The 14,521-nt window shown below is 54.8% G+C and carries 17 protein-coding genes; 8 read left to right on the top strand and 9 right to left on the bottom strand.

From position 1 onward, the window contains the following. Positions 1-45 precede the first annotated feature (45 nt). Entirely contained in the window at positions 46-831 is a 786-nt protein-coding gene (locus PXG97_RS07470) for a hypothetical protein (protein WP_276497126.1), read from the bottom strand. Between the two features lie 50 nt (positions 832-881). Further along, a complete protein-coding gene (locus PXG97_RS07465) occupies positions 882-1,400 on the bottom strand; it encodes a hypothetical protein (RefSeq protein ID WP_276497125.1) in 519 nt (172 codons plus the stop codon). A 427-nt stretch (positions 1,401-1,827) separates the two neighbouring features. On the opposite strand from PXG97_RS07465, the gene PXG97_RS07460 reads away from it, so the two are divergent. Together PXG97_RS07460 and PXG97_RS07455 are read left to right on the top strand one after the other, a co-directional pair. After that, positions 1,828-2,382 carry a hypothetical protein gene (locus tag PXG97_RS07460; protein ID WP_276497124.1) on the top strand — a complete coding sequence of 185 codons (555 nt, stop codon included), beginning with the start codon at positions 1,828-1,830 and terminating at the stop codon, positions 2,380-2,382. A 117-nt stretch (positions 2,383-2,499) separates the two neighbouring features. Beyond that, complete coding sequence (locus PXG97_RS07455; RefSeq protein ID WP_276497123.1) at positions 2,500-3,348, top strand: hypothetical protein; 849 nt, start codon at positions 2,500-2,502, stop codon at positions 3,346-3,348. 323 nt (positions 3,349-3,671) lie between these two features. Here PXG97_RS07455 and PXG97_RS07450 read toward each other — a convergent pair whose 3' ends face one another. Continuing rightward, on the bottom strand, positions 3,672-4,076 hold the full coding sequence (locus tag PXG97_RS07450) for a hypothetical protein (protein WP_276497122.1): 405 nt from the start codon (positions 4,074-4,076) through the stop codon (positions 3,672-3,674). Between the two features lie 101 nt (positions 4,077-4,177). Here PXG97_RS07450 and PXG97_RS07445 point away from each other — a divergent pair, with 101 nt between their 5' ends. Then, positions 4,178-4,552 carry a hypothetical protein gene (locus PXG97_RS07445; protein WP_276497121.1) on the top strand — a complete coding sequence of 125 codons (375 nt, stop codon included), beginning with the start codon at positions 4,178-4,180 and terminating at the stop codon, positions 4,550-4,552. A gap of 68 nt (positions 4,553-4,620) precedes the next feature. On the opposite strand, the gene PXG97_RS07440 is transcribed toward PXG97_RS07445, so the two are convergent. Continuing rightward, entirely contained in the window at positions 4,621-5,097 is a 477-nt protein-coding gene (locus tag PXG97_RS07440; RefSeq protein WP_276497120.1) for a hypothetical protein, read from the bottom strand. Positions 5,098-5,526: 429 nt separating this feature from the next. Between PXG97_RS07440 and PXG97_RS07435 the strand changes: the two genes are divergently transcribed. After that, positions 5,527-7,275, top strand: coding sequence for an ABC transporter ATP-binding protein (locus PXG97_RS07435; RefSeq protein WP_276497119.1), 1,749 nt, complete (start codon positions 5,527-5,529; stop codon positions 7,273-7,275). Between the two features lie 151 nt (positions 7,276-7,426). Further along, positions 7,427-8,113 carry a hypothetical protein gene (locus tag PXG97_RS07430; RefSeq protein ID WP_276497118.1) on the top strand — a complete coding sequence of 229 codons (687 nt, stop codon included), beginning with the start codon at positions 7,427-7,429 and terminating at the stop codon, positions 8,111-8,113. Positions 8,114-8,186: 73 nt separating this feature from the next. Here PXG97_RS07430 and PXG97_RS07425 read toward each other — a convergent pair whose 3' ends face one another. The 4 genes from PXG97_RS07425 to PXG97_RS07410 form a co-directional block, all read right to left on the bottom strand. Next, on the bottom strand, positions 8,187-8,798 hold the full coding sequence (locus tag PXG97_RS07425) for a c-type cytochrome (protein ID WP_276497117.1): 612 nt from the start codon (positions 8,796-8,798) through the stop codon (positions 8,187-8,189). Between the two features lie 322 nt (positions 8,799-9,120). After that, entirely contained in the window at positions 9,121-10,203 is a 1,083-nt protein-coding gene (locus PXG97_RS07420; RefSeq protein WP_276497116.1) for a proline iminopeptidase-family hydrolase, read from the bottom strand. Between the two features lie 196 nt (positions 10,204-10,399). Beyond that, positions 10,400-11,167: a DUF748 domain-containing protein gene (locus PXG97_RS07415; protein ID WP_276497115.1), complete on the bottom strand. Its 768-nt coding sequence runs from the start codon at positions 11,165-11,167 to the stop codon at positions 10,400-10,402. Continuing rightward, a complete protein-coding gene (locus tag PXG97_RS07410; RefSeq protein WP_276497114.1) occupies positions 11,167-11,418 on the bottom strand; it encodes a hypothetical protein in 252 nt (83 codons plus the stop codon). The genes PXG97_RS07415 and PXG97_RS07410 overlap by 1 nt, the downstream gene beginning before the upstream one ends. Before the next feature lie 394 nt (positions 11,419-11,812). On the opposite strand from PXG97_RS07410, the gene PXG97_RS07405 reads away from it, so the two are divergent. Further along, positions 11,813-12,271, top strand: coding sequence for an RNA polymerase sigma factor (locus tag PXG97_RS07405; protein WP_276497113.1), 459 nt, complete (start codon positions 11,813-11,815; stop codon positions 12,269-12,271). Next, positions 12,268-12,882, top strand: a complete 615-nt coding sequence (locus tag PXG97_RS07400) for a cupin domain-containing protein (protein ID WP_276497112.1) — start codon at positions 12,268-12,270, stop codon at positions 12,880-12,882. Before PXG97_RS07405 ends, PXG97_RS07400 begins: the two co-directional genes overlap by 4 nt. Positions 12,883-12,957: 75 nt before the next feature. Here the strand turns inward: PXG97_RS07400 and PXG97_RS07395 are convergent, their stop codons facing one another. Continuing rightward, positions 12,958-13,794, bottom strand: coding sequence for an alpha/beta fold hydrolase (locus PXG97_RS07395; protein ID WP_276497111.1), 837 nt, complete (start codon positions 13,792-13,794; stop codon positions 12,958-12,960). Positions 13,795-13,993: 199 nt separating this feature from the next. On the opposite strand from PXG97_RS07395, the gene PXG97_RS07390 reads away from it, so the two are divergent. Continuing rightward, positions 13,994-14,512, top strand: coding sequence for a hypothetical protein (locus PXG97_RS07390; RefSeq protein ID WP_276497110.1), 519 nt, complete (start codon positions 13,994-13,996; stop codon positions 14,510-14,512). The last annotated feature ends 9 nt before the right edge of the window (positions 14,513-14,521 follow it).

Here is a 14,521-nt window from a genome sequence, read left to right as displayed (position 1 = left end):
GCCGTAAGCGCCGTACTTCAGGCCGCATGGTCACTCCCTAACTCCTTACCACTCCGTTATATCATCCTCTTCCTCGTCAAGGTAGATTTCATCCTCGTCAACGAAGTCCTCATCCCATTCCGTCCCGCCATCCGGGTAAGTTTCCTCTGGTATTGCCATTGCCTCGGCGGAGATCCCGGCGCTTAGCAGCAGTTTTTCAGCCATTGCCTGCTGCGCATCGCCGTAAATCAGTTCGCCGCGTTGCAGAAAGCGGTTAGCGTCCAGCAGCACCTCATAAATGGGGGGGTGGATGTGCCTGGGGATCTTGAAGAGGCGCGGGTCGTGCTTGTCGAATGGAGTGGCTACCTTGGAATTGTAGAGGTAGGGGAGCAGTGTTTTAGAGCAGCTGATAGCAATCCGGTGCACTTCGTGCTCTTCAAAATACTCCTGCAGCCTGCCGTTTATGTTTTCGAAGAACTCTGCCGTTTCCCCCAGCCGCACCCGCGAGCCTGCCCTGGACTTGCCTTTAGTCTTGAGGTACTTGATCTGGCTTTTGCCCTGCTTCTTACGCACCATGTACGAGCGCCATACCTTGTGGTCCAGGTTTACGCCATCCCTGAAAAAGCCCATGGCGCAGTTGCCGGACTGTATGAGCAGGATCACGTAGTTTACCAGTCGCCCCGTCTCCGGGAAGGGCAGCGTGATCGGCAACCGGAAATGCGCCAGCACATCCCTTGTCTCGCTAAGGAGCGCCAGTCGGTGCTTCTCTGGCTCATACTCGGTGGGGATGCCGGACGAGAGCAGGTGCTGCAACAGGTCTGCTGCCTGTGTTCTGGAGAGGAAACGGTTCATGGGGTAAAGATACGGACAATAGCAGTATTTGGCAGCCTGCAAAGCCGTGGCTAGAGCCGCATCATCTTTATCTCTTCTTCGATGGCCGGGCTCAGCACCATGATCAGGTGCTCGGCAAAGGCGGCTTTGTCAATCTGCTTGGTGTCCATCAGCGCAACCAGGCCTATAGGCTCGTTATCCTCGGAGAGAAGCATGCTGCCCAGGTAACTCTCGATCTGCAGGTCCTCCAGATCCTTGTCCTCCGGAAAACAGGGGGCCACGCCAAACGGGTAGTAGCAGAAGCGCTGCAACAATGTCTGGTCGCAGGGGGTGCCTTTAAGGGAGTACGTGTAATTTTCCATCGCCTTGCCGTCCTCCATGAAAACCAGCGTGTGGATGTGCTGCAAGTCGTCAGACAAGCGTCCTATCAGTAGAAATTTTACCCCTGTCTGCTCTGTTATGAAGGAGGCTATCTCAGAGAGCAGCGCGTCATGCCGCCCTTTCTGGCATAGCGACAAGGCCCTCTCCAGCACCACCTCCTCTGCGTCGCCCGGTTCATATTGCCAATAGTGAACGTGTCTGTACTCCATATGGGAATCTGTGTGTTACAGAAAAGCCAAATGTATTAAATTTAAGGCAGGTGCAGCACACTTTTGAGTACAAGTAGCATGGGTGCAGGCGAAAGTATCGCAACGAAGGGTGAAATGTATATAAGGGGATGAGGTTGCCCTTCTGACAGCAGGTGCTCCACAAGGCATGCTGCTGCTCCAGTCCTAAGCAAAACGGCAGGCAGCAGGCATTTGGCAAGCAGTTGGGAAGCATGCAGGAAACGGAAAGCAGCGCCATGGCGCTGCGGCGGCGGCATAATAAAGAAGTATAAAAATATAGCGTGTGGCGTATACTCTCGTATAAGAACTCTGGCTGCAGCTCTCACCGGCCATACTCAGGGCAAGGGGCACACGGTCGCATTCGTTACACATCCATCGAGTAGCCGTAAACCGGCAAGGGTACCGCAATATGAGGCACACGTTTATACTACTTTTGCTGCTGCTCCTGGGTTCCTGCGCTACCCAGCGCCAGGCCGAGAAGTTCTTCGAGGAGAACCCGGAGAAGCTGGCGGAGTACGTGGATAAAAACGAGGCGTACACCCGGGAGTACGGCAAAGCCTATGCAGCCAAACACTTCCCGCCCCGGCTCTACCCACCGGCCATTTACGCACCGCCTGCCCTTCGCCCCGATCGGTTGCAACTTGGCCCCCTTCTTGCCGACCTGCCCCGCGACCAATCTGCCGTGAGGAGCGCTCCCTGCCCCGCGTGCACGGCCACTTACATCACCCAGACCATTTACCTGCCCGACACCGTGCAGCTGGACTCCCTGAGCCGTGAGCTTCGGATCGAGCGCATGGCCAACGGCGTGATACGACAACGCCTGCAGGAGACAGAGGCCGACCGCGACTACTGGCGCGACCTGAACCGTAAGAAGCGCTGGGCGCTGGTGGCCATGGCTGTTTTTGCGGTGCTCTACATCCTGTTTAAGCTATTGGCCGCCCGGGTGCGGGATACAGAAGCGTGAGCCCTGGCTTTTGGGGCAGTAAAGCGGGAGAGGCAAGCGAATGAACCTGGTTTAAACCGATGGGCCACATCCTCGTTTAAAGGGAAGTGAATTTATGTGTAACCTATATTAAAAGCTATGAACAGACACGAAAGAGAGCGTTACGAATCCGATTACAGTGGTTACGGAGATTATAGAAACGATGAGCATTACCACAGTGCCAGAAACCTGACGAATGATTTTGAGCGCCACTACCAGCGCGAAAGGGGCCATTGGGACAACGACCGCAGCCAGCCCCACCGCAGCTACCACGAGGGCGACATGGGCAATGCCTATGAGCGCCTTAGCCGGGAGGGCCGCGGCTACAGCAACAGTGGCGAGAACCGCTGGAGCGACCACGGCCGGGGCAGCACCTATCCGGATAGCTACAACCGCGACCGCGACAGGTACAGCAATTACCAGGACGACTACCGCAGCTACCAAGGTAAGGAAAACAGGGGCTGGGGCAGCAGCAGCGACCGTGACCTGCGCGGCAACATCCGGCAAGGCTACGGCATTTCCAGCTACGCCGGCACCTCTGACCGTTACAACACCCTGAACAGCGACCGGAACAGAGGAGGGGCTGGAGATAATCAGTCCTACTACGGCGGTGGCGCCACAGGCGGATATGGACGCGGCGGCAGCATGGGAGACTCCTTCCCGGGCTCTAACCGCGGGGTGCCGGATACCACCTACGGCATGCGCAACTATAGCGATAGCTACGGCACTGGCAGCTCCTACGGGGGCAGCAATTATGGCGGCGGCACCGGCTACTCGGGCGGCCACCGCGGCGGTGCGTTCGGAAACGAGGTCTACGGCTCTTCTTCAGGAAACTACGGTGGCACCAGCTCCATGGGAGGCGGCACCTACGGGGGGCGCAGCAACAGCGGCAGGGAAGGCACCTCGCACAATACCGACAGAGGCACCAGGGAATTTGGTGGATTCTAACGGAAAGTAAATAGAACTTAGCAAAAGCAGCCGCTGCCCTCAGGGCAGCGGCTGCTTTGTTTTACAAGAGGTAGGTGTCTCGTTACTGTTGCTTTAAAGCAAGCCCGTCAGCAGATCCGCACGTGTCTTACAGCTGCGCTAGCATCCATGTACTTTCTTAACTATTCACAGCTGGTGCCCGCGCTCAGCACAAGGCAAACCTTGCCGGGTGGCAGGGGAAACAAGCCAGTTTACAGGGGGAGGACACCCTTCCGGTAAGAGGAGAAAGCGCAGGGGAACCTAGCAGTTGTCTTGCTGTTTTGCCTGCCAAAGTATAAAGTTGCTCACAAGCCTTCTTCAACCCAGAGCTTGCGTGCAATGCCCACGCCTATGCGTGTTCCTTGGCCGCCGCCCCTTAGCAGGATCGCTACGTTCTGGCCCTGGTGCAGTTCACTGACACTGATCGGCTGACCGTCGACGCCGAGCATCTGCGCAGTGGGTTGTACCAGTACATAAGCCCGGTCGTAGCGTGAGTTGACGGAAGGCATGAAATTCTCTACCTCCAGTACCACCTGCCCCTCGCTGTAACGGCTCGATACAACGCTTCCTCTGATATCCACCCGCTGAGGAGCCATGCTTCCTGGTACGGTTCCATCGGCAGGTGCCGTTACTGTGCGGCAGCCGGTAAGCCAGCATGCGCTGAGCAAGGCCAGCGATAACAGGAGATGTTTTATGTGTTTTACTCTCATGGCTTTAGGAGTTGTGCTTTCTCTTACTAACGGTAACAAAAAGCTGCAGGATGTCTTTAGCCTGTTACGCCGTTTTTAAAGTATAAACAGTAAGAGTTACGATGATGAAGGCGGAAGGGAAGGATGGAAGAGGGCAAGGGGGCAGCAGCATGCTGGTCCTGATCAAGGTGGTGCATACCCTGATCTGGGTCTTTTTCAATGTCGTGATATTTTACCTGCTGTATGCCGTGCTAACGAACAGAATTAACAGGTGGGTGTGGATTTGCCTCGGCCTGATTGCGCTGGAGGGACTTGTGTTGCTGGCTTTCAGGAACATGTGCCCCATTACGGTCGTAGCCCGCAGGTATTCTGCCTCTACCCGGGATAACTTTGACATATACCTCCCCAACTGGCTGGCCAGGTACAACAAGCAGATCTATACTTCTATCGTGCTTCTTAGCGTGCTGATCCTGCTGTACCGCCTGGCTAGGGGATAAGGCACGGGCATCAAAAAGGCACGGGTTTAATGCCCGTGCCTTTAAAGTATTTGCTGTCGGTTAAGACCTTACTGCTTTCGAACAAATTTCCAGGTATAAACACCACGGCGGGAGGTCGTCTTCTCCTCGTCCGGAACCTCCTCCGGATAACCCGCCCAGTCTATCTCGTCTACCCAGATCATCTCGTTGCCTGACATGCTGGTGATGATGTAATCCGTGGTGGCGGTGTCTCGTTGCAGGCGGATATAGGTGGAGTCGTTGGGGTCCGGGAAGCTGTATTTCCATACATCCTTGTCAGAGCTGCCGGGCAGTGTCACCGTCATTTTCTGACCGTCGAAATGGAAGTTTGCCTGGCGCTTTGAGGTATCGGCATACATTACCTCGTCACTGGTAGAGTAGTATACCCGCTCTACCGCCGTGTTTGTCCAGTCGCCTCTCATATCAGCATCCAGCTCCGAAACCACTGGTATCACAGCCTCTTCCTCATCGTTACAAGAGGTAAAAAACAGGGAAAAGCATAAAGGTATAATAAAAAGCTTTTTCATAGAATAATACAATAAGGGTGAAAAATGGCAATTAGAGGAGAGGTGTTTCGATAGTGAATTAGCTGATGTTTTAAACCTTTTTGCAACCATAGTACGTGTTGCCTAAGACAAGGTTCATCGGAAATTTTATAAAAGTATGCAGGAGGTGCAGAAGTGGCTGTAAGTCATGGCTATAGGTGGTGAGAAAAAGGAGCGGCCATCGGTAACCGAGCCACAGCTATTGCAGGCCAAGGGCTTGAGGTAGGGAATGCCCTGGAAGGGTGTGGGCGTTGGCAGAAACTGAGAAGATAAGGAGCAGGGAACGGTTTTAAAGAAGCTCGCCGGGGAAGCAGCAGGGAGGGCTTATTCAATCGTAAAGTCCGGGTTGCCAAATAGCTTACAGGGAGGGCAAAAATAACTACCTTTATACTTGCTATTACCTCGATACCCATGCCAAAATCAAAGAAACTTCAGAACGTTAGCGTCGCGCAGGTCTTCAAAACCATTATCTGGCCCCGCAGGAAGTACCTGTTCATCGGGCTGGTACTGATCGTCATCAGCAGGATAGCGGGGCTGGTGTTGCCGGGGGCAAGCAAGTACCTGGTAGATGAGGTGATCCCGAACAACGACAGCACCATGCTGTGGTGGCTCATCGGGGCGGTGGTGGCGGCAATCGTGGTCCAGTCGGTTACCTCCTTTGCGCTTACGCAGATCCTGAGCGTGGAGGCGCAGCACCTGATCTCACAGCTACGGGCTAAGGTACAGCGGCACATCATCCAGCTGCCCATCCGCTTTTTTGACAACACCAGGACCGGCGAGCTGGTGTCGCGCATCATGACGGACGTGGAAGGGGTGCGGAACCTGGTGGGCACCGGCTTTGCCCAAATGGTAGGCGGGGTGCTGACCTCCCTCATCTGCCTTGTGCTGCTCATTTACATCAGTCCTTTGATGACCGGTTTTGCGTTGATACCGGTAGCGATATTCGGGCTGATCTCTCTAAAGGCCTTTGGCAAGATTCGGCCTATCTTTCGGGAGCGCGGGGTGATCAACGCAGAGGTAACCGGCCGCCTGACCGAAACCTTGGGTGGGGTGCGCGTGATCAAAGGTTTTAACGCTGAGGAGCAGGAGATCAGGACTTTTGAGGATGGCGTGACGCGGCTGTTCCTGAACGTGAAGAAGAGCCTGATCACCACCAGTATGGTCACTTCGGCCGCGACGCTTTTGCTGGGCCTGGCCTCGGCGGGCATCATGGGCATCGGCGGTTACCTGATCATGAACGGGGAGCTGACCTTCGGCGATTTCCTGGCCTTTACGCTGTACCTGGGTTTCATGATTGCGCCTATCCTGCAGATGAGCAACATCGGAAGCCAGTTTACCGAGGCTTTTGCCGGCCTCGACCGCACGCAGGAGATCCTGAACTCGCCGCTGGAGGATGCCACCGGCCATCGAACCCTGCAGCTCGATTCCATTCATGGCGACATCGTGTTTGACAACGTCTCTTTTGCCTATGAAACCGGGAAGGACGTGGTGAAGGAAATCAGCTTCCGGGCACCGGCCGGTTCTGTTACGGCTTTGGTAGGCACCTCCGGCTCTGGCAAAACCACGATTGCGGGACTGGCGGCTTCTTTCCTGAACCCTGACAGCGGCACGATTACGGTGGACGGGCACGACCTGCAGACCGTTAGCCTCCAGAGCTACCGCAGCCAGCTGGGTGTAGTGCTGCAGGACGATTTTCTGTTTGAGGGCACGATCCGGGAGAACATCCTGTTCCCACGGCCTAATGCCTCGGAAGCGCAGCTGATGCAGGCCGTGCAGGCAGCGCACGTGCAGGAGTTTACCAGCCGCTTCCCCGAGGGGCTGGACACGCGCATCGGGGAGCGTGGCGTGAAGCTCTCGGGCGGGCAGCGGCAGCGCATTGCCATCGCCCGGGCCATACTTGCCGACCCGCGCATACTTATTCTCGATGAAGCTACCTCTAACCTCGACACCGAGAGCGAGAGCCTGATACAGGCCAGCCTCAAAACCCTGATGCAGGGGCGCACTACCTTCGTTATCGCCCACCGCCTCAGCACCATCCGGCAGGCCGACCAGATCCTGGTGATTGAGCAGGGGCGCATTGCAGAGCAGGGGAGGCACGAAGCACTACTGGAGAGGCAGGGGAGGTATTACCAGCTGTACACGTACCAGGCACGGATCTAGCCCCGGCACCATAGGCCGTTTCGCCAGGTCTCTTCCCGCGCGTAGAAAGGCACCAGTACGAAGTTGCGGAGGCAAGGAAATATACTTTTCAGGATGTGTGGAAAATATAACGATTAGCGCTATACTTGAAAAGCTATATAAACAAACTTATATGAAGAAAACATGCTTTATCCTGCTTTCCTGTTTCCTTTTCACAAGCTGCGATAAGGAGGACGCTTCCCCCGGTATAACATACCCGGCCACCTACAAGAGCGAGACGATCTACAACACCACGCCTGTCTACATGTTCACCAGTGTCGGGGAGGTAAAAGACCAGGCTGTGATTCATGCTTTTGCCAAAAAGAGGGGCGAGAGGTACTTTCTGGAGAACAAGGAGGAGCCCGTAAGCGCCACACAACTCCTGACCCTACTCTCTGCGGGAGAGGCAGAGGTCACGAACTCAGACGGGACTACAGATGCCTTGGATGTGCAGCAGGAAGGAAAAGTGTTGCTGTTTACGAGTAAAGAGGAGGGCAGCGTAATGGTGCCTGCAAGCCAGGTATACCTCAGCGACTTACTGGAGGGCCTATCCAAGTATAAACCTATCAGAACCGAGAAACAGGAGCTGGCACCCGCAACGGGCTATGCCTATACCTACAAAACAAGAAGCCGGTTTTACGGCGAGTTCAAAGATAAGGGGCTGCACATGCACCGCATGTTCATCACCCTTAAAAGGCCGAACGGAGCGACGGTAACAGTGGGTACCTCTAACGCCTTTGACCCCGAGGGTCTGAACCTGCTGCAGACAGGCGATACCCTGCTTGTGCAGTCGTTCATGATCGCTTCGGTGAAGCAGTAAACCAACCCAAACCTTATGCCTTCAGGTGGCACGCCACCTTTGCCCCGCAAGCGGAAAACTACGGCAGGAGCCTTTATTTGCCGGGTGCTGCCGATACCGGCGGCTGCGCTGGCGGCACAACGTTTTTAATGGGCTTGGTGGATTTCAGGTACGTGTAGACGGCCCGCAGCTCTTCGTCCGTCATGTGCCGGAGCATCTCCCAGGGCATGGGCGGCAACAGCATGCGGCCGGATTCTAGGCCTTTGTGCTTGCCTTCGCGGATGGCTGTGAAGAAGTGCTTCTCAGTCCAGTTGCCGATGCCGGTGGGGTCGGAGGTGAGGTTGGCGGCATAGGAAATTCCCCAGGGCCCCACCCAGGAAGTTAATGTTTGGGTAACGGCAAGGCCTTTCTCCTCAACTTCCTTGCGGTTAACATCAGGCGGCGGCATCTGTGCCGGGTGCCCCGACAAGGCGCGGGAGAAGTCCATGACAGGTCCTTTGTCTGTCATTTTCTTGGGCGTGTGGCAGTCGTGGCAACCGGCGATCATCACCAGCCGCTCCCCATGTTTAATTAGTTCCTGATCTGACTGTAACTGAGGGGTAGAGCCAGCCGGTGCGGCCACGGTGGCAGGGCCACTGGAAAAGTGGGTAAATAGCGCAACGGCCACGAACACGGCCAGCGCGGTATAGAGCTGTTTGTTTTTCATAACCTCAAGTTTTAATGTGCAAATACTACCTGGCAGAACTTACTCAAGGTAAGCTCTCTTTAGGACAGAAAGTATAAGAAACTGAGATATATAGTGAACAGCTTGGCAGCAAGGGCTAAAGGAGCAGTTCAGGCAACGGAAGGCATAAGAAGGTGGGAGCTTGGGAGGAGGCCTTAAACCTGCACCGCGGCTCCCCCGCCAGTGCGGAGGAGCCGCGGTGCTTGCGGCCTGGCAGCTGCCCGGGCGCAAGCACCGCTTATTCAACCTATAGCTTGAAAAGCCGAAATGCCAGCAGCCTGTCACGCTTTCCTGAGAAAGAGTATTACTGCGTCACTTTTCCGCTGTCTACATCCTTTATAAAATCAACCAGGCCGTTAAAGTACGTTTTCTGGTCGTCGTAGAAGGACATGTGGCTGCCTTCGGGGCAGTACAGGTAGCGGCCGTTCGGAAACTGCGTGGCCATCCACTCCATGTGCTTGGGATCCATGGTATCGTACTGGCCCCCTATGGTTAGCGTAGGCACCTTGATGCGGGGCAGGTCCTTGGAGCGGTCCCAGTTAAGGAGCGAGGCATTCCCCCGGATACCGAACTCGCTCGGCCCCTGCATCTGCACGTACACCGTCTGGTTCATGTGGTCGAACATGCGCAGCACCGGGTCCGGCCATTGCTCCAGCGGCATGCGCAGGGCGTGCTGGGTATAAAAGTACGGCAGCAGCAGCTCCATGTAGCGCGGGTTCGCGAAATCGTTTTTAGCCTCTATCTGCTTTATCTCGGCCAGCACCTCAGCCGGCATCTGCGGCCCCAGCACCTGGTCGGCATACTGGTTGTAGCTCGGTATACTCGACACCATGTTCGAGATGATCAGGCCCTTGAGGTGCTGCTGGTACTTGAGTGCGTACTCGGTGGCCAGGATGCCGCCCCACGAGTGGCCCAGCAGGTAGAAATTACGCTCATCCAGGTTCAGGGCCTGTCGCACCTGCTCCACTTCTTCCACAAAACGGTCGATGTTCCAGAGGCTGGTGTCGTTGGGCTGATCGCTGTAGTGGGAGCCCAGCTGGTCGTAGTAATAATACTCTATGCCGGCTTTGGGTAAATAGCTGTCGAAACACTCGAAGGCCTCGTGGGTGCCGCCGGGGCCGCCGTGCAGCAACAGCACTTTCATGGTAGGATTGTTGCCCACCCGCTTCGTCCAGACGTAAAAATCGCCTTTCGGGGTGGTGATGGTGATCCTGCGGGCGCCGCCGCTGAGTTCAGTCTCTGTACCGGAGTAGTCCAGGTAAGTTGCCAGCTCGGGAGAGGCAGTCTGAGAAGTGGCGTTTTCAGAGGCAGCCTGGTCTGCTGATGGGGAACAAGCCTGCAGGAGCAGGACCAGCCCCAGGGCCAGCGTCGTGTAAAGGTTTTTCATGGTCGTTAGGTTAGGTGGGTTAGGTGTTGGAAGCACGTATAAATATAAGGATTTTACGATAGGAAGTACGCGGTTAGGCAGAAAAAGAAGCTAAGGAGGCAGAGTGGTAAAAGCGCCACTCACGCCTGGGTTCCGGGGCATTTACCGCCTGCCGCCTGAGCCTACCGGAGAGCCGGTAACATAGCCCTGCTGTGGCTCATTCCTCTTCTTCGGCAGCAGTTGCTTCTGCCTCTATGCCCTTATTAAAGGCCTTGATGAAAGCATGGCGCAGCAGGTTAAAGATCGTGGCGGAGACGTCGGTATCAGGCTGTTTCACATTGCCCCTGATCGGAACCTTGGTGGCGATCTGGTCCCGTGGCTGGTTCTCTGCCGCCTCAACAAACAAACCTGCAATGGCCTCCCAGGCTGTCTGTAAAAGACCTCCCTCTTTCTTGTCCTTTTCCCAGTTAAGCACCTTCACGTTTTCAAAAAAAGGCTTTATGTATCCGTCCAGCTGGCCGTCTTTAAGTTGCAGCTCGCTGTACACGTCCATACGGCCACGCTCCACATCAAACTTGCCGTGCGCTTTGATAAAATCGTTTATGCTGGTCAGGTTTACGTGGGTAAGCTGCATGTTCATGTCAAAATCGGGTATCTCCTTCAGCAGGTTGGCCTTCATGTCCCCCTTCAGGGCGCCACCGCCCACCGATTTTGCCGTTAGGTGTATTGTAGAGGGTAATTCGTTGGCGGCTTCCTCCACATTGGCCAGGTTCAAGGCCACCAGTTGTAGTTCAGACAGGTGCAGGTCTATCTGCTGTTTCTTGCTGAAGTCAAGGTAGGCCAACCGGCCGTTGTTCACCACAAAGCGGTTGATGGTCATCGGCATCAGGTCTTTTACCACCTCAGACCAATGCGCCCGGGTAGGTTCCTCTTTGGAGGCAGTGTCCGCGTTCGCCTCTACCAAGTTCACCTCGGGGCTTTCCATCACGACCTCCCCACGATGGAGAGGTCGGTTCGGGGAATTCTTAGAAAAGGGTGATCGGGATTGCCGCCCTCTTCTTCCAGCACCAGGCCGTCGATGGCATAGGCTCCGCGGTAAAGGTGCAGGTCAATATCCGCTACATGGCCCGTGTAGCCGGGCAGCCCCTCCAGGGTCCTGTTCACATAGTCCTTCACCAGGTAGGGCAGTGCCAGCCGAAGCGCGATCAGCAGGAGAACGGCAAAGGCTGCTAGCATATATGATTTCCTCAAGACCATGGCTGTTGCCCTGAAAAGAGATACAACAGTGTTAAATACGCATAAGCATCTCTTAGCGTGTCGTTTCCTGCCGATTTAAAGCCTTATGGCAGGCAGTTTAAAGAAAGGATTGCTTTGCTTCCGCTGATGGAAGGGTATTGGGTAGAATTAATAGCAGAAATTTGAGAAGGATTACGTATTATTACGTAGCGGTGCGTATTGATTCTCCGGCACAAGCCGGGATAGCGTTAGCGCTTTTTGTACCATTAACATAAATGCCGGCCGCCTTCGCCTAAGACGGTGCTGCCAGTGTGGAACCAGTATGCCAGGAATAAATCTTAAGGGTGAGACGGAAAAAAGTCTGATAGCTGCCATCCGGCAGGGGGATCAGGAAATGTTAGCCAAACTCTACGATGCCTATGCTCCCGTGATGATGGGCCTTATCAGCAGGATCGTAGAGGATGCCGATGTAGCCGAAGAAGTGCTGAAAAATAGTTTTGTGGCGATCTGGACGCGCATCGGGCGCTATGACGGCGCTAAAGAAAGGCTGCTCACCTGGAGCCTGGCCATCGCCCGGGAGGTGGCGCTCGAGACCTTAAAAGACAACACGCAAAACACCCAGGCAAAGCCGAACGCTTTGCAGGAAAATAAAAGTGTATCTTTGCAGCACAGCCCTATCAAAAAGGAGGACCTTTGTCGCCTTGCTCCGCTGGAAAAAGCAGTGCTGGAGCAGCTCTACCTGAAGGGCCGCACCTGCGCCGAGACAGCAGCGGAACTGGGTATAGCCGAAGCGGAAGTGAGAGTAGTTTTAAAAAGAGCATTTACCTATCTTAAAGCAGAGAAGCCAGTATGAACCCTATTACAGCGTTTATAGAATCCGGGGTTTTGGAACTGTATGTGATGGGTGTTGCCAGCCCGGAGGAGGTGCTTGCCGTTGAAGAAATGGCCGCCGCCCACCCTGAGGTGCAGCAGGAAATAGAGCAGACCCGGCTGGCAATGGAGCATTATGCACAGGCACATGCCGTAAAGCCGCGACGTACGGTTAAAACTCTGCTTTTAGCTACCATAGATTACCTGGAGCGCATGAAGCAGGGGGAGCTGCCAGAGTCGCCGCCCATTTTAACCCCCGACTCCCGCATTAGCGATTATGCGAAATGGCTGAACAGAGAAGATGCCGTAATGCCCGACGGTGCAGATAGCATGTATGCCAAGATTATTGGCTATACCCCAAAGTCCACAACAGCCATTCTGTGGGTAAAGGATAGGTCCGAAGAGGAGATCCACCATGATGAGTATGAGCGTTTCCTGATTCTGGAAGGGGCCTGCCGGTTCACGACGGGAGACACCGTCCACCACCTGGCCGCAGGAGACTTTCTGGAGGTGCCGCTGCACACGCCCCACCATGTAGTGGTTACCTCGGCAACACCATGTAAAGCCATTCTGCAACGCCTGAGCATAGTATAACCTACCCTATAAAGGGCAGCGCCCTTGCTTCATGCAAGGGCGCTGCCAGCCTTAAGTATAGTGTCCGAAACGCTTCTACCGCCTCAGGAAGTCGAGCAGGGCACTGTTCACCTCTTCCTTGTGCGTCAGGAACAGCCCGTGCGGGCCATCCTTCACAACAATGTATTTGTTATCCCGGATCTCTTTGGAAGACTGCTCGCTGCTGGTTTCGATGGGCACGATCTGGTCGGCATCGCCGTGTATGATAAGCGTGGGCACCCTCACGTTTTGTAACTCCCGGCGAAAATCAGTGTTTGCCCAGGCCTTGGCTGTTTCAATGGTCGCATGGGGCGATGCCGCAGAGGTAATGGCCCAGTCATACTTCAGGTTCTCTTCGCTCACCGTGTCTTTGTTGTCGCTGTAGTTGTAGAACTGCTTTGCGAACTCAGCCAGAAACGTGACCCGCTTCGTCTTCAGGGCCTCCATGATCTCGCTCAGTTTGTCTTCGGGAACTCCGTCCGGGTTATCGTCCGTCTTTTTCACGATAGGGATAATCGAGCTGATGAGCACAGCCTTGTCTACCCGGTCGTTGCCGAACATAGACAGGTAGCGCACTACCTCACCGCCGCCCATCGAGAAGCCCACCAGGATACAGTCCCGCAGGTCCAGCTGCTCTATCAGGGCGCGCAGGTCCTGGGCAAGAGAGGTGTAGTCGTAGTTGCGCCAGGGGCGGTCGGAGTCGCCGAAGCCGCGGCGGTCGTAGGCAATACAGCGGAAGCCGGCATTTACCAAGGCCTGTACCTGGTGTTCCCACATCTTGTGGCTGAGCGGCCATCCGTGTAACAGGATCACCGGCTGTCCATCGCCGTGGTCCTGGTAGTTGAGGTACACATTTTCGTTTCTCTGGACATCTTCCGTTTCAATAAATGGCATAATAAGTTTGTTTTTGGGTTGTGGATATACAGGTTGCGGTGCTTTGTGCACAGGTTTATACTTTAACTAGATAGAAGCTTAAAGGTTATGCGCGATGGCCGGCGTAACGGGCAGAGGCGGAGCAGTAGGGGAGAGCGCTTGCGGAACAGCTCTTTCCAATTATTATACTATATTTAATCACTGGTATCCTACGTCTCTTATGAAACTACGCTTCCTTTGCTTTTTCCTGGTAGCTTTCTCTGCTCCGGCACTAGCCCAAGACCTTACGCTCCGAAACCTGCAGAAGCTAAGAGAAATGGACGTTGCCGAGGCAGACAAAAAGCTTTCCAGAAAAGGCTGGAAGTTTATGTCTGACAGCAAACCAACGGATGAGCTGATGGGCAAGGCGGTATGGGCTTATAGCCCAAGTAAAACGGGTGAGGGAGCTACGGCCTGGTGTGTCCTTTACTACAACGATGCCAGCCCTTCGCGCATTTTATATAACGCTTACGCAGGCAACACTTTCCGAAAAATCCAGAAGACGTTTCGCCGGCGCAAAATGCGTCCTGTCTCCGAAGGAAGCACGTTAGAAGGGGTAGCGCAACTGGACTATTATGCCGATTATCCGGACGACAAACACATGTTTCGGTTGCTAAAGTATAAACAGCTCGGCTTTAGCGGAGTTAAGGTTTTCGATCAGGCTGACTATGAGCAAGCCAAAGAGAGCGGCCGGCTGTGACTAGACTTT

Source organism: Pontibacter litorisediminis (genome assembly GCF_029360645.1).
GTDB classification, from domain to species: Bacteria; Bacteroidota; Bacteroidia; order Cytophagales; family Hymenobacteraceae; genus Pontibacter; species Pontibacter litorisediminis.
This window is presented reverse-complemented; position numbering and strand designations above follow the sequence as displayed.